This window comes from Pararhizobium polonicum, from assembly GCF_001687365.1.
Lineage (GTDB): Bacteria > Pseudomonadota > Alphaproteobacteria > Rhizobiales > Rhizobiaceae > Pararhizobium > Pararhizobium polonicum.
Genome location: NZ_LGLV01000025.1, coordinates 13,955 through 35,369 on the forward strand (window position 1 = coordinate 13,955; position 21,415 = coordinate 35,369).

The 21,415-nt window shown below is 61.0% G+C and carries 22 protein-coding genes and 5 pseudogenes; 15 read left to right on the top strand and 12 right to left on the bottom strand.

Annotated features, from left to right (window positions below):
* Positions 1 to 14 precede the first annotated feature (14 nt).
* From ADU59_RS28760 to ADU59_RS28775, 4 genes and pseudogenes are all read right to left on the bottom strand, one after another.
* The gene (locus tag ADU59_RS28760) at positions 15 to 1,373 is read right to left on the bottom strand and encodes a GGDEF domain-containing protein (protein WP_202970093.1); all 1,359 of its coding nucleotides are present in this window, start codon (positions 1,371 to 1,373) and stop codon (positions 15 to 17) included.
* A pseudogene (locus tag ADU59_RS28765) lies at positions 1,354 to 1,852 on the bottom strand (DUF924 family protein). The gene ADU59_RS28760 and the pseudogene ADU59_RS28765 overlap by 20 nt, the downstream one beginning before the upstream one ends.
* Positions 1,853 to 1,863: 11 nt before the next feature.
* Positions 1,864 to 3,081 (bottom strand): low temperature requirement protein A, encoded by a 1,218-nt coding sequence (locus tag ADU59_RS28770; protein ID WP_068959183.1) that lies wholly within the window; start codon positions 3,079 to 3,081, stop codon positions 1,864 to 1,866.
* 331 nt (positions 3,082 to 3,412) lie between these two features.
* A complete protein-coding gene (locus tag ADU59_RS28775; protein WP_068959184.1) occupies positions 3,413 to 4,186 on the bottom strand; it encodes an SDR family oxidoreductase in 774 nt (257 codons plus the stop codon).
* Positions 4,187 to 4,328: 142 nt separating this feature from the next.
* Here ADU59_RS28775 and ADU59_RS28780 point away from each other — a divergent pair, with 142 nt between their 5' ends.
* The 7 genes and pseudogenes from ADU59_RS28780 (at position 4,329) to ADU59_RS28810 (ending at position 9,545) form a co-directional block, all read left to right on the top strand.
* A complete protein-coding gene (locus ADU59_RS28780; RefSeq protein WP_068959227.1) occupies positions 4,329 to 5,228 on the top strand; it encodes a LysR family transcriptional regulator in 900 nt (299 codons plus the stop codon).
* Between the two features lie 155 nt (positions 5,229 to 5,383).
* Positions 5,384 to 5,908 (top strand): annotated as a pseudogene (locus ADU59_RS29870) (IS701 family transposase); the annotation flags it as partial.
* A pseudogene (locus ADU59_RS28790) lies at positions 5,908 to 6,477 on the top strand (ISKra4 family transposase); the annotation flags it as partial. The pseudogenes ADU59_RS29870 and ADU59_RS28790, both read left to right, overlap by 1 nt.
* A gap of 97 nt (positions 6,478 to 6,574) precedes the next feature.
* On the top strand, positions 6,575 to 6,934 hold the full coding sequence (locus ADU59_RS28795; protein WP_068959188.1) for a nuclear transport factor 2 family protein: 360 nt from the start codon (positions 6,575 to 6,577) through the stop codon (positions 6,932 to 6,934).
* 48 nt (positions 6,935 to 6,982) lie between these two features.
* Positions 6,983 to 7,858 (top strand): SDR family oxidoreductase, encoded by an 876-nt coding sequence (locus ADU59_RS28800; RefSeq protein ID WP_068959190.1) that lies wholly within the window; start codon positions 6,983 to 6,985, stop codon positions 7,856 to 7,858.
* Entirely contained in the window at positions 7,855 to 8,787 is a 933-nt protein-coding gene (locus ADU59_RS28805) for an NAD(P)-dependent alcohol dehydrogenase (RefSeq protein WP_068959192.1), read from the top strand. Before ADU59_RS28800 ends, ADU59_RS28805 begins: the two co-directional genes overlap by 4 nt.
* A gap of 44 nt (positions 8,788 to 8,831) precedes the next feature.
* On the top strand, positions 8,832 to 9,545 hold the full coding sequence (locus tag ADU59_RS28810; RefSeq protein WP_068959193.1) for a helix-turn-helix transcriptional regulator: 714 nt from the start codon (positions 8,832 to 8,834) through the stop codon (positions 9,543 to 9,545).
* 461 nt (positions 9,546 to 10,006) lie between these two features.
* Here ADU59_RS28810 and ADU59_RS28815 read toward each other — a convergent pair whose 3' ends face one another.
* The gene (locus ADU59_RS28815) at positions 10,007 to 10,609 is read right to left on the bottom strand and encodes a LysE family translocator (RefSeq protein ID WP_068959195.1); all 603 of its coding nucleotides are present in this window, start codon (positions 10,607 to 10,609) and stop codon (positions 10,007 to 10,009) included.
* 50 nt (positions 10,610 to 10,659) lie between these two features.
* On the opposite strand from ADU59_RS28815, the gene ADU59_RS28820 reads away from it, so the two are divergent.
* Positions 10,660 to 11,136, top strand: coding sequence for an Lrp/AsnC family transcriptional regulator (locus tag ADU59_RS28820; RefSeq protein WP_068959197.1), 477 nt, complete (start codon positions 10,660 to 10,662; stop codon positions 11,134 to 11,136).
* 141 nt (positions 11,137 to 11,277) lie between these two features.
* Here the strand turns inward: ADU59_RS28820 and ADU59_RS30990 are convergent.
* From ADU59_RS30990 to ADU59_RS28845, 5 genes and pseudogenes are all read right to left on the bottom strand, one after another.
* Positions 11,278 to 12,376 (bottom strand): annotated as a pseudogene (locus tag ADU59_RS30990) (tyrosine-type recombinase/integrase).
* A gap of 176 nt (positions 12,377 to 12,552) precedes the next feature.
* Positions 12,553 to 12,777: a type II toxin-antitoxin system VapC family toxin gene (locus ADU59_RS31410; RefSeq protein ID WP_338012955.1), complete on the bottom strand. Its 225-nt coding sequence runs from the start codon at positions 12,775 to 12,777 to the stop codon at positions 12,553 to 12,555.
* Positions 12,777 to 13,019 (bottom strand): type II toxin-antitoxin system Phd/YefM family antitoxin, encoded by a 243-nt coding sequence (locus ADU59_RS28835; protein WP_068959200.1) that lies wholly within the window; start codon positions 13,017 to 13,019, stop codon positions 12,777 to 12,779. Before ADU59_RS28835 ends, ADU59_RS31410 begins: the two co-directional genes overlap by 1 nt.
* A gap of 228 nt (positions 13,020 to 13,247) precedes the next feature.
* Entirely contained in the window at positions 13,248 to 13,766 is a 519-nt protein-coding gene (locus ADU59_RS28840) for a GNAT family N-acetyltransferase (RefSeq protein WP_068959202.1), read from the bottom strand.
* Positions 13,767 to 13,770: 4 nt separating this feature from the next.
* On the bottom strand, positions 13,771 to 14,679 hold the full coding sequence (locus ADU59_RS28845; protein ID WP_068959204.1) for a LysR family transcriptional regulator: 909 nt from the start codon (positions 14,677 to 14,679) through the stop codon (positions 13,771 to 13,773).
* Between the two features lie 99 nt (positions 14,680 to 14,778).
* Between ADU59_RS28845 and ADU59_RS28850 the strand changes: the two genes are divergently transcribed.
* From ADU59_RS28850 to ADU59_RS28880, 7 genes are all read left to right on the top strand, one after another.
* On the top strand, positions 14,779 to 15,756 hold the full coding sequence (locus ADU59_RS28850) for an aldo/keto reductase (RefSeq protein WP_068959206.1): 978 nt from the start codon (positions 14,779 to 14,781) through the stop codon (positions 15,754 to 15,756).
* 94 nt (positions 15,757 to 15,850) lie between these two features.
* A complete protein-coding gene (locus tag ADU59_RS28855) occupies positions 15,851 to 16,624 on the top strand; it encodes an SDR family oxidoreductase (protein WP_083198476.1) in 774 nt (257 codons plus the stop codon).
* Between the two features lie 2 nt (positions 16,625 to 16,626).
* The gene (locus ADU59_RS28860) at positions 16,627 to 16,938 is read left to right on the top strand and encodes a putative quinol monooxygenase (RefSeq protein ID WP_068959208.1); all 312 of its coding nucleotides are present in this window, start codon (positions 16,627 to 16,629) and stop codon (positions 16,936 to 16,938) included.
* Between the two features lie 34 nt (positions 16,939 to 16,972).
* Positions 16,973 to 17,857, top strand: a complete 885-nt coding sequence (locus tag ADU59_RS28865) for an aldo/keto reductase (protein WP_068959216.1) — start codon at positions 16,973 to 16,975, stop codon at positions 17,855 to 17,857.
* Positions 17,858 to 17,933: 76 nt separating this feature from the next.
* Positions 17,934 to 18,707, top strand: a complete 774-nt coding sequence (locus ADU59_RS28870) for an SDR family NAD(P)-dependent oxidoreductase (RefSeq protein ID WP_068959218.1) — start codon at positions 17,934 to 17,936, stop codon at positions 18,705 to 18,707.
* An 18-nt stretch (positions 18,708 to 18,725) separates the two neighbouring features.
* Positions 18,726 to 19,841 (top strand): FAD-dependent monooxygenase, encoded by a 1,116-nt coding sequence (locus ADU59_RS28875; protein WP_068959220.1) that lies wholly within the window; start codon positions 18,726 to 18,728, stop codon positions 19,839 to 19,841.
* Positions 19,842 to 19,878: 37 nt separating this feature from the next.
* Positions 19,879 to 20,571, top strand: a complete 693-nt coding sequence (locus tag ADU59_RS28880) for a carboxymuconolactone decarboxylase family protein (RefSeq protein WP_244506542.1) — start codon at positions 19,879 to 19,881, stop codon at positions 20,569 to 20,571.
* A 138-nt stretch (positions 20,572 to 20,709) separates the two neighbouring features.
* Here ADU59_RS28880 and ADU59_RS31515 read toward each other — a convergent pair.
* Positions 20,710 to 21,027 (bottom strand): annotated as a pseudogene (locus ADU59_RS31515) (hypothetical protein); the annotation flags it as partial.
* Positions 20,954 to 21,172, bottom strand: coding sequence for a LysR family transcriptional regulator (locus ADU59_RS31520; RefSeq protein WP_274534669.1), 219 nt, complete (start codon positions 21,170 to 21,172; stop codon positions 20,954 to 20,956). The pseudogene ADU59_RS31515 and the gene ADU59_RS31520, both read right to left, overlap by 74 nt.
* Between the last annotated feature and the right edge of the window lie 243 nt (positions 21,173 to 21,415).

Below are 21,415 nucleotides of genomic sequence, written 5' to 3' on the forward strand. Positions count from 1 at the left end.
CCGTGGGCGATGATTTAAGCAGTCGGCCGCGACAAAGATGCGGAGGCGCTGACGACCCTGTTCCTTCCCATCTTCTTTGCTTCATAGAGCGCGGCGTCGGCCTTGAGGAGGAGCCCACGAAAATCACTGGCATCCGCCGGAAACGTCGCGATGCCAACGCTGATCGTCACGGACCGCCCAAGTGCCGGCTTTTGGCTGTCGGACACAGCCGTTCGAATGCGCTCGGCCATTGCGCCAGCGCCCGGCGGCGTCTCCGGGCAGAGCAGTGCAAACTCCTCCCCACCGTAACGAAAGAGTTCATCCGCCGCGCGCTTTGCTCCAGCGATCATCGCAGCCACCTCGCGAAGCACCCGGTCGCCTTCGACATGGCCGTACTGGTCGTTGATCGCCTTGAAGTGGTCGATGTCGATCATCATCAAGCTCACCGACAAGTCCGATTGCGTGGCCGCCTGCAGCAGGGCGGCTCCCTTCGCGTCGAACTGCCCGCGATCCTGAAGCCCGGTCAGGGCGTCTCTGCCAATCCGCTCGACCAGCTTCTCATAGCGGTGCCGATACGTGAGACGGTCGAACACGTCGGCCGCGCCTTGCGCCGGAATAGCAACCGGCGTGCGTTCGAGGAAGCGCAGATAAGCGGTGAGCATGAGGCTAAAGAAGCCGGCAGCACCCATCTTGGCGATCCAACCGCCATAGAGCGCGGAGGCCGGCACGCCCGCGAGGAGATGCAGGCTGACGAAGAAGAACAACTGGTCGAAACTCAAAACGATCGACAGGCTGATGAAAATCCGCCCCGGCACCGTGTTCGTCACCAGCGCGCCCAGCCGCTCATAGAGAATGACCAGCAGGATGAGGTCAGCGAAGAGGAGGATCGTGCCCCAGATCATCAGCAGGCCGATCTGGTCGATGAAGCGTAGATCTGCATTGTAGCCGGGCAGGCTTGCAGGATCGGCGTAGAACCGCAGGACGAGGCCCAGCGCGATCATCAGGATGTTGCCGCTCAGAAGGCCGTAGATCGGTTGGCGGATAACCTCGGCATCCTCCTTGATGTACAGCAACAGGAAAAAGGCGAGCTTGCCCGTGAATATCACAGTGGAGCCGGGCGAGATCAGCCCGAATGGAAGCTCGACGAAGAAGACGGCCGCGAGATAGGTCTCAAGGAAATGCATCGTGCCGAGCAGGCAGAAGAAGACGCCGATGCCAATCGTCTTCCGCCTGAAGAAAATCGTTCCCATCACCATGAAATAAATGACTGCCTGCACAAGCAGGGCGAAAATGCCGGACACTGCAAACCCCCGAGTTGATCTTAACTTCGCTCCCCCTTCCTGATGACATCTCCTCCATCGCGGTCGTTCGCCGCTACCCTTGGAATCCCCCATCCTCCAGAAACCTTGCTTCCTGCGGTGACGTCGCCCGGCCCAGCATCGGATTGCGGTGTGCGAAACGCCCGAAGCGGCGGATAATGTCGCGATGGTCTTCGGCGTGAGATAGCCACGGTTGGCCTAGTCTCGCATTCAGTGCCACCGAGATATCCTGGTCGGCCAAATCCTCCGAGTGAGCGAAGGGCAGGCAGAGGAAGAGTCGCAGATCGCCCTCGACGCGCTTCATGTGACCGGCAACTTCTGACTGTCGTGCGCAGTGCCGCGCGAGCGGATCGGTCGCATACACGTGGCTCTTGCCGGCGTGCCGCAACAGCCATATGAAGATCGAGAAAGCGCTTCTCAAACGTGGCGTCGAAAGCCGCGTCCTTGGCGAACCACCGGTTTGAGGACGCCCGCCAGAACGCCACCACATCTTCGGACGCGCTGTGCCGATCCTCGTTCGGTCGTTGCAGGCGAATTGTGTCGAAGGCCTTCATGGCGCCGCTCCTCACTGTGCCGCCAGTGGCGGCTTGCCCGACTCTCGCCGCTTCCGAACCCGCCGGCCTTCCCAAAAGCCAGCCGCCAGCATGATAACGGTCGTGAGCCAGCCCATGGTCAGCAGATCTACGCTCGGCGCGACGGGCATGAGCGCGAGGAGCGCAACGACACCTGCCATGTGCGAGGCCGGCAGGACGCCATACACCACTTTCTTGTATACGGCGCTGCCGAGCAGATAGATCGCCGGCCCGCCGGAGAGGGTCAGCGCATAGGCGACCTTGAGCCCATCATGCGGGTGGGCGAGCACCAGATCGTTGCCGACTGCGGTGGTGATGATGCCAGCGATGAGAATGGCGTGAATATAATGGAAATAGGCGCCGATCCGGCCGGGATCGTCGGAATGGGTGATGGCGTCGGTCGCGTCCTTGCTCGACGTGCCGAAGTAGAGCCACCACATTGCGAGCGTGCCGAGGAATGTCGCGAGCAGCGCGGAGAGGATCGGCAAGTCCCAGCTCTCGGCGCGAGCCATGGTAGCGCCGGTCGCGAGTAGCGTCTCGCCCAGCGCGACGATACAGAAAAGCTGGCAACGCTCGGCAAGATGGCCGCCATCGATCGTCCAGTCGCGGGTCTTCGAGCGGCCGAGGCCTGGTAGCGCAAAGCCAAACATCGGCGATACATATTCGCAGGCGATCGCGACCGCCCACAGCGCCATGCGCGCTTCATGCCGGACGAAGGCGCCGGCGATCCAGAAGACGGCGGCAATCGAGACCCAGCCGAGCATCCGCCGGTAGTTGGCCGCAAGCGGATGACCCGAGCCTAGCTCCCAGACGATATAGGCGGTGCGCCCGACCTGGATCGCAACATAGGCGACGGCGAAGACCAGGCCGCGCTCGCTGAAAGCACCGGGGATCGCTGAGGTCATGACGAGACCCGCAAGCATGATGGCGAAAATCAGGCCGCGGATACGCGGTGTTTCGGGGGAGAACCAGTTGGTGGCCCAGCAGGTGTATTGCCAGCCCAGCCAGACCGCGAACCAGAGGATGAGCGTCTCGATGACGCCCGTGACGTTCAGATTGGTCAGCAACTCGTGACTGAGCTGCGTCACGGCGAAGACATAGACAAGATCGAAGAACAATTCCTCGAAGGTCACGCGCGCATGATGCCCGTCACGGCGGCGAAGCAGAGGGTGATGGTCGGAGGTTGTGGTCGTCGTCGTTCTGTCGGTCATGGGCGTTCCGGCGTGTCAGGAGAGGGCGAATTGCCAGATGGCGATGGCAGCGACGGTGGTCGGCACGGCGAAGACGACCAGCAGAATAGGCGGTTCCTACGCCATTGTGTAACCGGCCCTGTTGAGGCCGACCCGGAGGTTGGTGACGGACACGGCAAACCGAACAGGAGGAAGGCGCCGAGCAGGACAATTCCGCCAACAATGACCATCAGCATGTGCATGGCGTCATCCTTTCCAAGTTGCCGACGCCGCCGAGCGGCAGGCTGTCGATCCAGCAAACATGATCAGAGGAAACGGACGCGATCAGGGCTACCCCCGGCCGCGTCGGGGTTTACTTCGTGGTGTAGCCGCCGTTGACGAGAATGGTTTGGCCGGTCATCCACCAGCCGTCCGAGACGAGGAAGCGGATGAAGGGCACGATGTCTTCGATGTCGGTCAGGCCGGTCCTGGAGAAGTTCGACAGCGCCGCCGCCGTCTTGTGGTAGGCGACCGCATCGGCACCCTCGGCCGGATAGAAGAACGGCGTGTCCATCGGGCCGGGGCCGATCGCCGTCACCGAGATTCCGCGCTCGCCGAACTCCTTCGACGCCGCCCGCGTGAAATGCTCCACCGGAGCCTTGGTGCCTGCATAGGCCGCATAGAAGGGCGTGAACGCGCCGAGCAGCGACGTCACGACGTTGCAGATCTTGCCGTTGTCGTTGAGGTGCTTGCCGGCCTCCTTGATGAAGAAGAAGGCGGACTTCGAGTTCACTGCGGTCGCATCGTCATACTCAGCCTCTGATATCTCGACGATCGGCTTTTTCAACACCTTGCCGACCGTATTGATGGCGATATCGATGCCGCCCATCGCCGCCTTGGCCTCGGTGAACAGCTTTTCGACCGTGCCGGCTGTGGTGAGGTCGGCCTGGAAAGCGAAAGCATCCGAGCCTGCCGCCTTGATCGCGGCCACCGTCTCGTCGGCGGCTGGCTTCGTTGCGCTGGTGTTGTAATGGACAGCTATCGCCTTCGCCCCCTCTCCGGCGAGGTCACGAGCGATTAGCCCGCCGAGATTCTTCGCGCCGCCGGCGATGAGAACGGTTTTACCCTTGATGCTGTGATCGATCATTGGCGTTTTCTCCTTGGATTGCTTGGCGGCTATTCACGGGACCGCTTCCTGCAGCGCACCATATCGTCTATAGATTTGTCATAAAGTCGATGATTCTGACATCACCTGTCAGAAACAACGGACAATCAGCGAGATGACACCCTTGGACCGTATCGATCTCTTCCGCACCTTCACTCGCGTCGTCGAATGCGCGAGCTTCACCCGCGCCGCCGATACGCTGGGGCTGCCACGCTCGTCCGTATCGGCCGCCGTGATCGAACTCGAAGCACGGGTTGGAGCCCGCCTGCTGCACCGCACCACTCGAAAGGTCTCGCCGACTCAGGACGGCACCGCCTTTTATGAACGTTGCCTGCGGTTGATTGCGGATGTCGAGGAAACGGAGGGACTATTCCGGCAGACCTCGGTGGGGTCTACAGGCAAGCTCCGTATCGACGTGCCGGGTAGGATCGGCCGGTTGATCATTGCGCCTGCCTTGCCGGAATTCCTTGACCGTCATCCTCAACTCGACATCGAACTGCGGGTCACTGATCGGGCGGTGAATCTCGTAGAGGAGAGTGTCGATTGCGTGCTGCGGGTCGGACCGCTTGGCGATTCCGGTCTGATCGCCCGCAAGATCGGCGACCTTCCGCTGATCAATGTCGCCAGTCGCGGCTATCTCGATCAGCATGGTACGCCTGTCACCCCGGAGGATCTCGCTATGCATCTTGCTGTCAATTATGCCTCGCCATCGACCGGTCGGATCGAGGATTGGGAGTGGATCGAGGACGGCGAGGTGCGAATGTTGTCGACGCGCGCCCGCGTCACCGTCAACAGCGCCGAAGCCTACATCGCCTGCTGCCTTGCCGGTCTCGGTCTCATCCAGATTCCGGCTTACGACGTCAAGCGCCACCTGGACGCCGGCGAACTTGTCGAAGTCATGCCCAATCGTCGGGCCGCGCCGATGCCGATGAGCCTGCTCTATCCGCACCGTCAGCATCTTTCTCGCAGGCTTCAGGTTTTTGCGGATTGGCTTGAGCAAATCCTGAAGCGCGAGATTCTATAGGAAGCAGCAGATTGACGAACCGCAGGCTTGCTATTGGGCTGTTTCAGCGGGGCGTGCGAGCTGCTGTCCCCTTACGCCAATCACCTGACGCTACTTTGGCAGATTTAGGCAATGCTGGTTTGAGATGATTTGCGCTCTCTTCATGGGGGCGTGACATGGCAGATTGGGATGCGGAGCTTTCAGCTTTTTTGCAGCCATTTCTGGACAAGCTCGGGCACAAGAAACGACGGCAGATGTGTCCACTTTATGTATCCGGGCTCACCGGTTCCGGTGACCGCAAGAGTATCGAGCCGATGGCGGAACGGTTTGCTCCAGGCCAGTACGACCGCCTCCACCATTTCATTTCCGATGGCCTTTGGGATGCTGTTCCTCTTGAGACTGAGCTTGCGCGACAGGCGGACAGGATCGTTGGCGCGATAGATGCGTTTCTGGTGATCGATGATACGGGCCTGCCGAAGAAGGGTGATCACTCGGTGGGTGTCGCGCCGCAATACGCTTCGATGTTGGGTAAGAGGGCAAATTGCCAGACGCTGGTTTCGGTGACGCTTGCGCGGGACGAGGTTCCTGTTCCAGGTGGCTTGCGTCTGTTTTTGCCCGAGAGCTGGACCAGCGACACGGAACGGATGGCCAAGGCCGGGGTTCCCGATGCCATGCGGACATCTCGCACGAAGCTGGAGATCGATCGGTTGCCGAAATGATCGCACCGGCGAGTGAGCATGTCCTCGACTGGTTCCACGTCACCATGCGCATCGCGGTCCTTCGCCAGTTCGGGCAGGGGCTCGAAAACGACGACGAGCAGGCTGGGCAGGATCTGCTTGAGGGCCTCCGCAAAATCAAATGGCATCTCTGGCATGGCAACGGCTATCGTGCGCGCGACGAAATCGCAGACCTGCAATTTGATGCGGAAGCTCTTGAAACGGGCTATCCTAACATGCGCAAGTTCTTGACCACCATCAGCGAGTTCAGGTCCGACATCGCCTCCAACAATGCAAGCCTGATCAACTACGGCGAGCGTTATCGGTCCGGTGAACGCATCTCTTCTGCTTTCGTTGAGGCAACCGTCAACGCCGTCATATCCAAGCGTTTCGCCAAGAAGCAGCAAATGCAATGGAGCAAAGTCGGCGCTCATCTTCTGCTGCAAACCCGCACGCAGACGTTTGATGGTTCCCTTCGTTCGACCTTTCGGAAGTGGTATCCCGGCATGTCGAACGACAATCACGAGTACAGAGAAACCGCTCGCGCCGCATGACCACCCCACCAATCCTCATGCTCCCCATCATGCTGACAAATTCTGTCACTGCCCTGTGCTATAGGATGTCTCATCCCACTCACCAAGGAGAAGAACGATGAGCGACACCCCCACCAGCCCCGCCCTTCAGGTCGCCATGACTTACTACGATGCCTGGAGGAATCGCGACCACGCGACGGCCATGAAAGTCGTCGCGGACAACGTGGTCAACGAGACACCGTTCGGGGGCACCGAAGGTGGCGAGGCGCTGCACAAGGGGGAGTCGGACTTCGCGCACATCCTCAAGGGCGCGACGCTGGTTGCGGCGTTCGGCGACGAGAAGACGGCGCTGCTGATGTACTACACGCATACGCAGCCTGTCCCCAGCGTCCTCTCCTCGAAGCATTTCACGGTCGAGAACGGAACGATCACCGCCCTCAAGGCGGTGTTCGACAAGAGTGTGTTCGGCGCTCAGTGACAACTATCTGGCCGCGCTGAACGCCGCCTCTGAAAGAAAGCATCCCCCATGATTACCATTACTGCTGCGACGGGCCGCTACAGGCGGCTCGTCGTCGAAGCTCTGTTGCGTCGCGGGATCCCAACCAACGAGATTGTTGCGGCCGTGCGCAGCCCCGAGAAGGCTGCCAATCTGGCGGCCACGGGCGTTCAGGTCCGCGAGGCGGACTACGATCGCCCCGAAACTCTAGCGAGCGCATTCGCCGACTCCGACAAGGTTCTACTGGTCCCGTCCGCCGACTTCGGCCAGCGCTACCCTCAGATGGTTCGAGCAATCGAGGCGGCGATCGATGCAGGCGTTGGCCTCATCGCCTATGCGAGCTTCGTCAACACCGACACCAGCACGATCCGGCTGGGCGAAGCGCATAAGCAAACTGAGGCCTTCATCCGCAAGTCCGGCGTGCCTTACGTGATGTTGCGCAACGGGGCCTATATCGAGGTCTATGCGGGCGACCTCGGCGGCATGGATTATGCTCTCATTTCCGGCACGCTTATCGGCTCGGCCGGAACCGGGAAGATTTCCGGTGCGAGTCGCGAGGACCTGGCGGAAGCGGCTGCTGTCGTGCTGACGAGCACCGATCAGGCCGGGAAGGTTTACGAGCTGGGCGGGACGGCTTGGACGAAAGCCGACCTCGCCGCGGCTGTGTCGCAGCTCACCGGCAAACCGCTCGTCTATCAGGACATGCCGGTCGAGGCTTATACGCAGGTGCTTGTCGCCGGCGGAATCCCTCAGTTTATGGCGGAGATCATCGCCGACGCTGGTTTCTCGGCCACGCGGGGTGATTGCTACACGGAGAGCACTGATTTGCCGTGTCTGTTGGGGCGGCCGAGCACGCCGCTCATCGACGTCGTCGCCACGACGCTCAAGAGGAACGGATTGTTATGAAACGCATCCAGTATCATCGCTACGGTGGTCCGGAGACGATGCAACTCGAGGACTTCGAGCTGCAGACGCCGGGCAAGAGGGAGGTCGCCATCAAGGTCGCCTTCGCAGCGATCAATCCGATCGACTGGAAGGTCCGAAACGGTCATTTGAAAATGGTGACGGGCAAGACCTTCCCGCGCGCGCTCGGCAGTGACTTCTCGGGTACGGTCATTTCCATCGGACCAGGCGTGACCCGGTTCAAGGCTGGAGATGCCGTCTTCGGATCGGTGCAGATCAAGGATGGCGGCGCCCTTGGCGAGGCCGTGATCGCACCGGAAACCTTCATCGCCAAGAAGCCAGCGGACGCGTCCTTCGAGGAGGCCGCCTGCCTCGGCACGCCGGGGATCACCGCCTGGAACGGCCTGGTAGACAAGGCGCAGGTCAAGGCCGGCGACCATGTGTTCATCAACGGCTGCACGGGCGCGGTTGGAGAGTCCGCTGTCCAGATCGCGCGCATGTTCGGGGCCAACGTTTCCGGCGCGGCCAGTGCGCAGCAGATGCGCCGCGCCGAGCAGATGGGCGTGCATCCGGTCGTTGACTATCGGACGACCGACCTGTCAAGGCTCGAGGAACGGTTCGATGCGGTCTACGATACTGCAGGAACGATGACGGTCGCGACTGGCCTCGGCTTGCTTCGCAACGGCGGGGTGTTTCTCGACATCAACCCTACGCCCGTAAAATTCATCCGCGCGCTGTTCAACCGGCGGCTCAAGCCGATCGTTTGCACGGCGCGGGCGGACATCCTCGACGGCCTCGCCAAGGCGGCTGGCGAAGGGCAACTGCGGCTTCCGATCGCCGCAACCGTGCCGCTTCGTGATGCAATCCCGCAGGTGATCGCCCTCGAACAGGGACGCAAGCTCAATGGCAAGGTCGTGGTGGCGATGGAGTGAGCAGGCCACTGCCAAAATATGGCATTGGTTGTTAGATTGGCACAATGTCCAAGAGCAACCGGCTATTCGATCTTCTGCAAGTCTTGCGTCGGCGCAATGGTCCCGTGCCCGGCACCGATCTTGCGCGCGAAGCCGGCGTTTCGCTGCGGACCATCTATCGTGACATCGCTACCTTGCAGGCGATGGGCGCGGACATCGAAGGCGAGCCGGGTTTCGGTTACATCCTGAAGCCCGGCTTTCTGCTGCCGCCGCTCATGTTCACCCAGGAGGAATTGCACGCGCTGACTTTGGGCGCGCAATGGGTCAGCCGTCAGACCGACGACGGCCTGGCGCTCGCTGCTCAGAACGCAATTGGCAAGATCGGTTCGGTGCTTCCTTCCGAGCTGCGCCCCCTGTTGACCGACAACGCGTTCCACGTCGGCCGTGCGAGGCCACAGTCAGAGGCAGCCGATCTTGGCCTGCTGCGCCAGGCCATGCGAGAGCAGCTCAAACTCCATGTCGCCTATCGCGATCCAACGGGCGCGCAGACCCAGCGCATCATCTGGCCGATCATGCTCGGATTTATCGAGACCAAGCGCTTCGTTGCTGGATGGTGCGAGCTGCGAGAGGATTTCCGAACCTTCCGCGTCGATAGGATCGAGCGCGTCGAGTTGATCGAGGAGCGCTATCCCGGCCGTCGTCGCGACTTGGCGAAGCGATGGCGGTCTCTGGTTGACGAGAAGCAGAAAATGGAACGCGACAAGTCCCGGGAATCATAAGGCCAATTTGCTATCTACAGTGCCGCGATCAGCCGCCTGGTGCCCCGGGCCTTTAGTGGCGGATAGCCAATGAGCCGCTTCGGAGGTTAGGGGGCGTTAACTGTCTGTCTCTTTGCCATCTGGCTTTTCAGCGACCCATTTCGAGGTGTTTTGTACAGATAGGAAATGCGTGAGAAAGTGAACCTGTGCAAAAGTGTTTTATGGCAAGAATAAAAACCCGCTCAGCGTGTTTTCTTATCAAGGATAGATAAAACGGCTCATCTTGGTTGCGGAAGGCGCATCATCGGCCTTTTCCCTGGCCGAAATGCGGCGGAACTTGCTCTTTCGAGAGGGTTGAGCATGACGTCGTCGCGCCCGACGGGCGTTGATACCAGGAAGAGGGAGAGCAGCGGCTTCAAGTTGGCGGCCCGATTATCGGGTTCCTCTCGCATCATTTGAAGGTCGCAGTGACTAGCTGCCTTCTACAAATTGCCCAATAGAATCGGAACAGTCGATGCGATGAGAAGAAGTGCGACCGAGAAATTGAAGATACGCGCATAGGTCGGTCGGGTAAGTACATTGCGGAGCAGGCGGCCGGCAGCCGCCCAGACAGCAACACTAGGGATGGCCACAAGAGCCAGCAAAGCAGCGGCGATTGAGATGTTCAGCAAATAGTCGTTGCTGGGAATATAAGTCGCAGCAGCGCTCACAGTGATTGCCCACGCCTTTGGATTGATCCACTGAAAAGCGGCGGCGCCCAAGAAGCCGATGGGCGAGCTCTCCGCGCCTTCAACAATGGGGCCGCTGCGAGCAATCTTCCATGCAAGCCAGATGAGATAAAGCGAGCCGCCGATCCGCAAAATTTCGTGCGTGATCGGATAGGCCTCGAATAGTGTGCCTAGGCCGAAGCCAATCGCCAACATTTGCAATGCGACGCCGGCAGCAATGCCGCCTACGAGTGGAAATGATCCAGCTAGGCCGACACGAACGCCGGAAGCCAACGCCATTGCGTTGTTGGGTCCCGGCGTAACTGTCATGAGAAAGGCGAAAACGAGGAATGGGGCGAGAATTACTGGATCGGTCATATGCGCAATGTTAAGAGCAATTTCACAGAATGTTGGTGTGAATACTATCAATGGAGTCGAAAAAATTGCAACAAAAGCCTGCATTTGATCGAATTGACCGTCATATATTGCGCGAGCTGCGCGTCGACGCGCGCCAGTCCAATGTACGTTTGGCTGAGCGCGTCGGTTTGTCTCCGTCGGCATGTTTGCGTCGCGTTCAGGAACTGGAGCGCGCCGGTGTCATTACGGGATACCGAGCGTCGATTGATCGTGCGCGAATGGGGGCCGGATTCCTCGCCTATGTTACGGTTGGGCTGTCCGATCACACCAAGATGAGTCAGGAGGCGTTCGAGCAAGCGATGTCACAGGCCGATGAAGTCGTTGAGTGCCACAACGTGACAGGCACAATAGAATATTTGCTACGTGTCGAAGTTGCCGACATCGCCACTTACAAGGCGTTCCATACCAACGTGTTAGGCACGCTGCCGCAGGTCACGGCAATTAGCAGCTTCATCGTTCTGGGCTCTCCAAAGGATCAAAGGCGGTGATAGACCCTGTCATTTAAGGGGCCAGCGTGGGAAGCGCGTCAGCTGCCCTCTGTCGGGCACTGAGGCCGCGAGAAAGCGTAGGGGAGGGGTCTCATTAAAGCCAAGCTTGAGACCGGGGAATCCGATGGCAGACCCTGACGACTAGACAACCAGGCGCGCCGCGCGTCCGTTCTTCCGGTCGGCATTGTTGTAATAGTTGGCGGCCTGCGTCACCGACTTATGCAGCGACTCTGCATCGCTTCGGGCAGCGGAACACCGCGATTGGCGGCTTCGGTCAGGTAGCCGGACCGAAGCCCATGCGCCGAAAACACCGCCGGATCGAGCCCGGCCTGTTTGACGCGGCTCTTAAGGATCAGATTGACTGATTGTGGCGTCAGCGCCCGCCGATCGATATTGCCCCACTGATCGATGCGTCGGAACACCAGGCCGGTATCGATCTTGCTTCTGCCAGCCACCACTTCAAGGCGGTCACCGGTCGGCCGATCAGCACGACATGTTCGTCATCATCGGCCGTGGTGGTCTTGGTGCGGCCAAGACGGATCGTTAGGTACGGGAGGGGTGGGGAGTTTGCGTTGGCTGGATCAGCGCGTACCGGCTCTTCATCGACTAGGTCCTCGACCCGCAGCCCCGCTACTTCCGATCGCCGGCACAGGTGGCGAGCAGTTTTGCCAGGACATCGCCGGTCACGGCTTTTTTGCTCTTGCGGTGGCGTTGCCGCGGCGCAGCGCGAACGGCCAACCACAACGCAGCCTTCAGCGATGGCGCCGAGAAAGCGCCGGTCAACCCGCGCCAGCGTGTCAGGATGGACCAGGTGGTCAGGCGCCGGCGCACCGTATCGGGGGCATGTGGACCGTCGGCGCGCAGCAGACCCTTGCCTCGCAATCCCGCCTCGACCTCGGCCGGCATACCGTGGTTTGGATCCTCGGCCCGTTCGACCGGATTCCAGAGGTAATGCGCGACGAATTTCAGAAGAAGGCTTTCCGGCGCCGGCCAGGGCAGAGGAGTGCCGGTGGCAAGCCCGCACCAAGCCCTTGAGATAGCCAAGATCGGAGGCAAGCGCCCGGAGCGTATTGTCGCCCATGCCTTCCTTGGCGAGATGCTTGAGGGTGGCGACGTCCTTATCGGTCAGCAGTGTTGCCATCTGATCGCGCCGGGCAAACGGCAGAATGGCGTCGAGCGCATCGAGTTCTTCGGCACGCTTCAAAACGGCGTTTCCTGAAGGCGACAGGTCAGTGCTCATGCTCGAGCGGCCCAACGATGGTGATCCCTTCACCGCGGGCGGCGGTCGCCATTTTCCGGTTGCCAAAGGTAAACCTTGCGTTCTGGCGAGCGCGACATAACTCGCATGGTATGCGGTAAGCGTGTAACGGGTCGCCAGTTCCAGGATGAGGCCGTCCCCTCCTGATCCAGCATCCTCTAGCGGCAGCCCTCGCAGCTGTGTCTCAGCAGCAGCGGTTCGCCCTGCTTGAGCCGACCACGTCGCTCGGCCACCAGAAACAGGTTGCGTGTCTCGAACCAAAACAATGCCGGCACGAGACCCACTGTCGACCGTATCTCCGACATCAGTCGATCGGCGGCGTCGTGTTGTTCATCGGGAAGAAACCAGGCGGCGGCGATGGAGGCATCGAGAACGAAGGCCATCAGCAGCGCCTTCCCTCATCACGCCATTCACGGATTTCGTCCTGTGTGGTGACTTGCCGGCCAGCGCGCTGGGCCTTGATCTCGGCGATCAGCGCATCGACGTCGTTGTCGCGGCGGATGCGCGAAAGCCTGGCAATAGGCGTGTTGCCGCGCGAGATGATCACCTCTTCGCCGGCTTCGACTTTCGCCAGCAGCTCCGACAGATGGGTTTTGGCTTCGGCGACCTTGACGGTAACGGTCATGATGGATGCTCCAGGGTTTGCGTCCCTCATCGAGCAGACGGTGATTTGCAACCGCTTTCGACATTCTGGGCGATCATATGGCCGTTTCCGTAAGTGTCGATCACCTTGATCGAGTGGACCCGGTTTTGCTGCATTGATAGTGTTTTTAGCTTTCCGGGATCACTGGAATTTTCTTGGTTGATCGGAATTCACAACAAGCGAACAAATGCTCACTCTTAAGTGGCAGCTCTACTTCGGGACCGAGCATGGTGATCGTAAGGTGAGCGTCATCTCGATCATTGTCGGACGCAATCCCGCGCTTGCGAACAGCCTCTGCGCTGCCTCGTTCCGGTAAGTGGTCGACAGGACCACCTGCTGCGCCTCGAGAGCCGCCAGCGCGGAGATCGTCGCGTCGACGAGCTTTCCCCCAATACCAAGCCTCCGCTGGCTCGGCTCGACGAAGATGTCATGGACGACACCCGCGGGTCCACAGAGCGCCATGTAGTCGAAGCCTTTCATCTCGGCGTATGAGTACCCGACGGCACGGTCATGATGCCACGCGACGAGAAAGATCACCTCTGCTCTGGCGGATTGCTTCGCAAGATAGGCGGCATAGGCGGCGGGAGTCGTTTTGTCGGGCGCAATAAATCGCTCGTTGTCCCAATGGTGATGGAGTGACATGAGTTCGACGCCGAACCTACCGAGAGCAATCATGTCCTCGTAAGTGGACGGCTGAATAACGATGCTCTCGTCCCTTGATGTTGGCATGATTTCAGCTCCTCGAACACGGTTCCCGATAGCGGAGCGCATTGACGACCGCGGTGAAGGCGGGGGTCGGTTGCCGGCGGCTAGGGTAATACAGGTGGTAGCCGGAGAATGGCTGGCAATAGTCATCGAGCAACAGCGCCAACCGGTTCTCCTCGAGTTGGCCTCTGACGCGGTTTTCCGGCACATAGGCCAGACCGTGCCCGGCGAGTGCCGCCGTAATGATCATGCCGAGGCTGTTGAACATGAGCTGACCCTCGACGCGGACGTTCAGCTCCCTGCCGTGGTGTTCGAACTCCCACGCGTACAGGCCCCCATAGGTTGGGAGGCGTAGGTTGATGCAGTTGTGACCAGTCAGCTCCTGGGGGGTCTGCGGAATGCCGTGGGTCTCGAGATATCTCGGGGCGCCGACGACGATCATGCGCATGTCGGGGCCGATAGGAACGGCGATCATGTCCTTGGCGATCACCTCTCCGATCCGGACGCCCGCATCGTACTGTTCGGCGACGATGTCCGTGAGGCCATAGTCGATGACGATCTCGACCTTGATGTCAGGGAATTTCGGAAGGAAGTTGTCCAGGGCAGGCCAGAGTACATCCTCCGCGGCGTGCTGGTCGGCGGTTATCCTCACCGTCCCTGACGGCTTCTCTTTGAGGCCGCTCAGGGCCGCGATTCCGGCATTGATTCCGTCGAAGTGCGGTCCGACGGACTGGAGTAGCAGCTCGCCCGCCTCTGTCGGGGAGACGCCGCGCGTGTTCCGGGTCAGCAGCCGGATACCCAGTCGCTCTTCCAGACCCCGCAGGGTTTGGCTCAGCGCCGACTGCGACACCCCGATCTTTGCCGCCGCGCGGGTGAAGCTCCGCTCCCGCGCCACGATCAGAAAAGCGGCAATGTCCCGGATATTGTCACGCGCCACGATATTAGTCCTGCTTATAACGGTATACGCTCAATAGCAGCTAACGGAGGAACTGACCACGGCCTATATTCGCGTCATCAGATCACGAAAGGAACGATCATGAAGAAGCGCGCACTCGGTAACGGCCTGGAAGTATCCGCCATCGGTCTGGGCTGTATGGGCCTCACCTTCGGTTACGGTCCGGCGACGGACACCTCGGACGCGGTCGCTCTCATCCGCGCCGCCTATGACAAAGGCGTCACGTTCTTCGACTCCGCAGAAGCTTACGGCGCTGCGAACGAAGAGATGGTAGGCGAAGCCGTTCAGCCGTTCCGCGACCAGGTAGTCGTCGCCACGAAGTTCGGCTTCAAGAACGGCAGCCCGAAGGACGGTCTCGACAGCAGCCCGGCCCGCATTCGTCTCGTTGCGGAGCAGTCGCTGAAGCGTCTCCGAACCGATGTCATCGACCTGTTCTACCAGCACCGCGTCGACCCGACCGTGCCGATCGAGGATGTTGCCGGAACAGTCAAGGACCTGATCGCCGAAGGCAAGGTCAAGCACTTCGGAATGTCGGAAGCCGGCGTCGAAATGATCAGCCGCGCCCACGCCGTCCAGCCGCTAACCGCCCTCCAGAGTGAGTATTCGCTTTGGACCCGCGAATCCGAAGAGGCGATCATCCCGCTTCTCGAAAAGCTTGGCATCGGCTTCGTGCCGTTCTCTCCCCTCGGCAAAGGCTTCCTGACGGGCGCGATCAAAGAAGGCACGTCCTTCTCCGAGGGCGACATCCGCAACACGCTTCCGCGCTTCGAGGCCGAAGCCCGTACCGCCAACCAGGCTCTGGTGAACGTGGTAGGAGAGATCGCCGACGGCCGCAAGGCGACTCGCGCCCAGGTCGCCATCGCATGGCTCCTGGCGCAGAAGCCCTGGATCGTACCGATCCCAGGTACCACGAAGCTGCATCGTCTGGAGGAAAACGCCGGATCGGCCGCGGTTGAACTGACCGCCGACGACCTCTTCAGGATCAAGGAGGCCCTGTCCAAGATCGAGGTCGTAGGCGCGCGCTACAACGCCGCCCAGCAGGCGACCATCAACCGCTAACAGCCTCCCGCTTCAACCAAGCAGGACATCGAAACTGCGTGCCGCAAGAAGACGGCACGCAGAACGGGTCCGCACGCCATCAAGGAACGTCGCCATGGAAATGCAATCGCTGAAGGGCCGCGTCGCCCTCGTTACCGGAGCAAGTACTGGACTTGGATTCGGTGCGGCGAAGAAGCTGATCGAGGAAGGCGCCGTCGTCTTCATCACCGGCCGCCGTCAGGCGGAGCTGGATCGCGCCGTCGGCGAACTCGGCTCTTCGGCCACGGCGATCCAGGCCGACGCCGCCAACAAGGCGGATATGCTGCGGGTGGCAGATATCATCAAGTTCGTCCACGGCCGGCTCGACATCCTGTTCGCCAACGCCGGCGGCGGACACGCGACACCGCTGGAGGAACTCACCGAGGAACAGATCGACCGGGAACTGAGCGTCAACATCAAGGGCGTCGTCCTCACGGTGCAGAGCCTTCTCCCGGTTCTCCGCGACGGCGCGTCGGTTGTCCTCAACGCCTCGATCACGGCCGACATGGGCCTGCCCGGTTTCGCCGTCTACGCCTCGACGAAGGCTGCGGTCCGTTCGCTCGCGCGGAGCTGGACCACCGATCTCAAGCACCGCAGGATTCGCGTCAACACGATCAGCCCCGGTGTGGTGCCGACCGAAGGCTACAGCCACGTCCAGAAGCTCAGCGACGACGATATCGCGGCCTACGCCACCCGCGTCGCGACGGAAATCCCGGCCGGCCGCGTCGGTACCGCCGAGGACATCGCCGACGCCCTCGTTTTCCTGGCGTCCGACTCCAGCAAGTACATCACCGGGATTGACCTCGTCGTCGACGGTGGCATAACGCGCGTCTACGCGGGCAGGAACTGACCATGGTCGCGCAGAAATCCGAGGAGCGCCACATCATCTGCGAACTCCGCTGCGAGAGCGTCAACCGCGAACGGGTCCGGGAACTGATCCTCATGTTCGTGGAGCCGGCACGCATGGAGGAGGGATGCATCTACTACGACCTCCACCAGAAGATCGACGATCCCAACACGTTCTTCATCCTCGACGGCTGGACGAACCAGGACGCCGTAGACGCCCACGCCGCCAATCCCCATGTCGCAGAGGTCATGAAGGACCTGGGCCCACTTCTGACCTTCGGCCCGTCGATCACCCTGAACAAACGCGTCAGCGACTGATCGGTCGGCAGGAGCACCACTGAAAGGTACGACAATGACATCCACCAATTCCCTCGTCACCCTCAACAACGGTGTGCGGATGCCGGCCCTCGGCCTTGGCGTCTTCCAGTCCAAGCCCGAGGAGACCACCGACGCCGTGGTCGCCGCGCTGAACGGCGGATACCGCCTCATCGACACCGCGGCCGCCTATATGAACGAACGCGAGGTCGGCGAAGGCCTCCGGCGAGCCGAGGTCGGCCGCGCAGACATCTTCGTGGAAACAAAAATCTGGATCACCGACTACGGCTTCGACAGCGCCCTGCGTGCCTTCGACGTCAGCCTCAGGAAACTGGGCGTCGACTACCTCGACCTGTGGCTGCTGCACCAGCCTCTCGCGAAGGAATTCGACAAGACCATCGAGGCATACAAGGCTGCAGAGCGCCTTCTGGCGGAGGGACGCGTTCGTGCTATCGGCGTATCGAACCTCACTCCCTCAAGGCTGGAGCTGCTGATGTCGCAGACGGAGGTCGTCCCCGCAGTCAATCAAATCCAGGTCCACCCCTACTACAGCCAGCCGGACCTCCGCGCGGCCAACCGGAAGCACGACATCCTGACCCAATCCTGGTCGCCAATCGGTGGGGCCTACACCTATCGAGGCAACGAGCGAAAGCCACTGCTTGACCCCGTGATCGTGGCCCTGGGGAGGAAGTATTCCAAGACGGCGGCCCAGGTCATGCTCCGCTGGCACCTCGACCACGGATTTTCCGCGATACCCAAGTCCGTGAAGCCGGAGCGCATCGCCGAGAACTTCGACGTCTTCGACTTCTCCCTAACCGCCGAGGAGATCGCCTCAATCGACGCGCTCGACACGGGTGTCCGCGGCGGCCCCGATCCGGAATCCCTGGACCTCGAGACCTACGGCTTCGCCATCCCAGACTGATGATGGATGTGGCGCGGGGGGCTAGATTCACTGGAGCACCCCGCCGTCATCGCTCTCCATTGAAAGGAACATCACCATGAGCCGCGTCTTCATTACAGGGTCCACCGCCGGCCTCGGTCTCGCCGCCGCCCGCACCCTGATGGCCGAGGGCCACGCGGTGGTGCTGCACGCGCGATCGAAGGAACGTGCCTCCAGCCTCACCGCGACCGAACCCAGGTCCGCAGGGATCGTCATCGGCGATCTCGGCAGCGCGGCCGAAACGCGTTCCGTCGCGGAGCAGGTGAACCGGATCGGCCGCATGGATGCGGTGATCCACAATGCCGCAATCTACCTCGAGAGAAGCCGCGGCGACACACCCGAGGGACATGCCAGAATCCTCGCCGTGAACATGCTGGCCCCGTATATTCTGACCGCCCTGATCTTGCGGCCAGAGCGTCTCGTGTACCTCAGCAGCGGCATGCACCAGAGCGGCAGCGGTTCGCTGCAGGACATCGACTGGAAAACGCGCAACTGGAGCGCCGGTCAGGCCTATTCGGAGAGCAAGCTTCACGTCGCGGCACTCGCCGCTGCGGTCGCACGCCACTGGCCCGAAGTCTTCAGCAACGCGGTCGATCCCGGATGGGTCCCCACCAGGATGGGGGGAGCCGGCGCGCCCGACGACCTGGAAAAAGGGCACCTGACGCAGACGTGGCTCGCGGCCAGCGACGAACCCGACACGAAAGTCAGTGGCTTCTATTGGCACCATCGCCAACGCAGAAAGGCGGCCCAGGAAGTCACCGATCCCGCCTTCCAGGATCGGCTCGTGGAGACACTCGGCGAGCTGACCGGAATCCGCCTGTTCCAATCCTGACACCGAAAGGAGCCGGCCTTGAGCGCGGCCCGACAAACCTTAACAGCCGAGAGCACCAAGAGCGCCGTGGTAGTAGGCGCCTCCCTTTCCGGGTTGATGGCGGCACTCGTCCTTGCGCGGATCGGTTTCTCCGTCACCGTGCTGGAGCGGTCTGACAATTCCTTCCGCACGGGTGCCGCCTTGCACGTGGATCAGGGGCTTCTCGCCCGGCTTACCGGAACCCGGATGCACAATCCTCTCGCACCCGGCATCCAATCATGGTTCGCGGTCCACAAGGCGCTGCTTGGCGCGGCGCGATCCCATCCGCTTGTTCATATCGTCACGGGCTCGTCCGTCGAGGTCGTAGAACAGGACGACACGTCGGCATGGGCGGCCACCGTCGATGGCCGGACCTTCAGCGGCGACGTCGTCGTGGGTGCGGACGGCCACAGCAGCGTCGTGCGACGAGCGGTAGCGCCTGAAAGACCCGACGCCACGTTTGCCGGATACTGCATCTGGCTAGGCGTCGCTCAGGAGTCCGACCTCGGTCCCGGCATCTGCTGGCCGGCGGAGACCGCTTTTCTGGGCGGTGGCGAAGCTTATCTGCTGGGCTATCCTCTTCCTGGCCCGGACGGCTCCGTCCAAGCGGGGCGGCGTCAGCTCGGCTGGGCCTGGTACGACTCCAGCCGGAACGACCTTTTCCGTGAGACGGGATGCCTCGTCGGAAAAGTGGTCAGGCATTCGTTGCGAGCGAGCGACGTTCCCGATCGGACTCTTCGGGAGCTCTGGCAGGACGCCGCACAATGGCCTACGCCGTGGCGCAAGGCCGTCATCGACAGCATCGGACGGAAAGCAGTTATCGGCACGCCCATCACCGAATACGTTCCCGACAGGCTCGTGGATGGTCGCCTCGCACTTGTCGGCGACGCCGCTCATGTTCCGACGCCCATGACAGGCAACGGATTCGCCGCATCGATGCTTGGTACCGAGGCATTGGCAGACTGCCTGTCCGAAATGGCTTCCGGTTACGGCGCGCTCGAAGCATCCCTTCGTCAATACCAGACCCTGAGACTGAACGACGTCCGCCGACTGGTGCAGTCGGGCCAGGACTTCAGCCGCGGCTTTGCGGCTTCCCGGAGACGCGCACGGCAATAGAAGCTGTCCACGGCTTCCCAACACAATGGAGACTACCATGTACGACCTGAAGACGACAAACCCCGCCATGGGACGCTACGAGCAAGAAGTCCTGCGAAATGATCTATGGAAACGGCCGCAGTTGTCGGTGCGGGATCGCAGCATCCTGACGGTCGCCGTCTTGATCGCCCGGAACCAGTCCGCCGAGATGACCAACCACTTCGAGCTCGCCCTCGAGAATGGAGTCACGCCGACGGAACTCTCTGAGATCATCACCCACCTCTCCTTTTATTCGGGATGGGCCAACGGCACGTTGGCCGCGTCCGTCGCAAGCGACGTATTCGCGAAACGCGGCGTTACGGTCGATCAGCTTCCCGGAGCGATCGTCGAGTTTCTTGCAATAGACGAAGAGATCGAGGCCAGTCGTGTGGCGATCGTCGATCAGACCGTGGGGCCGATATTTCAGGGCCTGATGGACTTCACGACGAATGTCCTGTTTCGTGATCTCTGGCTTCGTCCCGGGCTGGCGCCAAGAGACCGTAGCTTGGCGACGGTCGCGGCGCTGGTCGCGACATCTCACTTTCCGCAGGTCAGCTTCCACCTGAACAAGGCGATGGAGAACGGGACGACTGAAACCGAAGCCGCCGAGGCGATAACCCATCTCGCGTTCTACGCCGGCTGGCCGAACGCCATGTCCTCGGTTGCCGTCGCCAAGGCTGTCTTCGAAAAGCGCCGGACGCCCACTTCATAAACCAAACCTGATAAGGGTGCCGAAACCCGATATCCCGCGCAACGATCACAAGCAATTAATCTCTGGCCCAAAGTCCGCTCTGGGCCGACAGCCCGCGAGGCGCTCGCGTGTCGCCTCCAGCAAGCGGATTTGGAGCAGCTATCTTTGGAAAGCACCGGACGGAGCAAGAGTTCGTTTGTGAGCGATCCCATGAATAGAGGTGTCTGTCCGGCGTGCCTTGATGAGGATGTTGAAGAGGGGAGGGACCATTATTGCCGATGATCGTGGGCGTACGTCGAAGCAGTGGTTTGTACCCGGCACGGAACCGGCCTTGAAGCGCGTTTTCCGGCCCGGGGATTCAGCCGCGCTGCCCATGGCCTCGCGGTTGGTGTCGTCGATCTCCTCAAGCAGAGGCTTCATCCTGTCGAAGTATCTCTGTCCCTGGTCGGTCAGAGTAACGTTCCGAGTGCTGCGATTGAAAAGAGCGACCCCAAGGCGGTCTTCGAGTGCGTCTCGCTTTGCTCACTACCGGCTGCGACGCACCTATTCTACGGCCCGTGGCCGTGAAACCGCCGGTCTCCACCACCGCACGAAACACTTCGAGTTCGGATAATCTGTCCATCTCATCCCCCTCATGGCATGAAAGTCAGAGATCTATATGAAAATTATAGTCATTTTGACATGCGTTTTTTCCGATGCGCGATGCCAGCGTCTAATGACTTGGTATGCATCAGGCTTGATGCATACCAAGATGCTCACGAAGAGACCCGGCTGAGTTTTTGCGCCTGCGAACTCGCTACTAGAGCATCGGGCGATTAATGTGCAACGCACCCGGCTTTCCTGAAGTCGTTCCAGCATTCTTGCT

Bases quoted from the DNA above. Each gene is read 5' to 3' on its own strand.
- ADU59_RS28760 (WP_202970093.1), bottom strand. From the start codon at position 1,373: ATGGGGGATTCCAAGGGTAGCGGCGAACGACCGCGATGGAGGAGATGT.
- ADU59_RS28770 (WP_068959183.1), bottom strand. From the start codon at position 3,081: ATGACCGACAGAACGACGACGACCACAACCTCCGACCATCACCCTCTG.
- ADU59_RS28775 (WP_068959184.1), bottom strand. From the start codon at position 4,186: ATGATCGATCACAGCATCAAGGGTAAAACCGTTCTCATCGCCGGCGGC.
- ADU59_RS28795 (WP_068959188.1), top strand. From the start codon at position 6,575: ATGAGCGACACCCCCACCAGCCCCGCCCTTCAGGTCGCCATGACTTAC.
- ADU59_RS28800 (WP_068959190.1), top strand. From the start codon at position 6,983: ATGATTACCATTACTGCTGCGACGGGCCGCTACAGGCGGCTCGTCGTC.
- ADU59_RS28805 (WP_068959192.1), top strand. From the start codon at position 7,855: ATGAAACGCATCCAGTATCATCGCTACGGTGGTCCGGAGACGATGCAA.
- ADU59_RS28810 (WP_068959193.1), top strand. From the start codon at position 8,832: ATGTCCAAGAGCAACCGGCTATTCGATCTTCTGCAAGTCTTGCGTCGG.
- ADU59_RS28815 (WP_068959195.1), bottom strand. From the start codon at position 10,609: ATGACCGATCCAGTAATTCTCGCCCCATTCCTCGTTTTCGCCTTTCTC.
- ADU59_RS28820 (WP_068959197.1), top strand. From the start codon at position 10,660: ATGGAGTCGAAAAAATTGCAACAAAAGCCTGCATTTGATCGAATTGAC.
- ADU59_RS31410 (WP_338012955.1), bottom strand. From the start codon at position 12,777: ATGGCCTTCGTTCTCGATGCCTCCATCGCCGCCGCCTGGTTTCTTCCC.
- ADU59_RS28835 (WP_068959200.1), bottom strand. From the start codon at position 13,019: ATGACCGTTACCGTCAAGGTCGCCGAAGCCAAAACCCATCTGTCGGAG.
- ADU59_RS28840 (WP_068959202.1), bottom strand. From the start codon at position 13,766: ATGCCAACATCAAGGGACGAGAGCATCGTTATTCAGCCGTCCACTTAC.
- ADU59_RS28850 (WP_068959206.1), top strand. From the start codon at position 14,779: ATGAAGAAGCGCGCACTCGGTAACGGCCTGGAAGTATCCGCCATCGGT.
- ADU59_RS28855 (WP_083198476.1), top strand. From the start codon at position 15,851: ATGGAAATGCAATCGCTGAAGGGCCGCGTCGCCCTCGTTACCGGAGCA.
- ADU59_RS28860 (WP_068959208.1), top strand. From the start codon at position 16,627: ATGGTCGCGCAGAAATCCGAGGAGCGCCACATCATCTGCGAACTCCGC.
- ADU59_RS28865 (WP_068959216.1), top strand. From the start codon at position 16,973: ATGACATCCACCAATTCCCTCGTCACCCTCAACAACGGTGTGCGGATG.
- ADU59_RS28870 (WP_068959218.1), top strand. From the start codon at position 17,934: ATGAGCCGCGTCTTCATTACAGGGTCCACCGCCGGCCTCGGTCTCGCC.
- ADU59_RS28880 (WP_244506542.1), top strand. From the start codon at position 19,879: ATGTACGACCTGAAGACGACAAACCCCGCCATGGGACGCTACGAGCAA.
- ADU59_RS31520 (WP_274534669.1), bottom strand. From the start codon at position 21,172: ATGGACAGATTATCCGAACTCGAAGTGTTTCGTGCGGTGGTGGAGACC.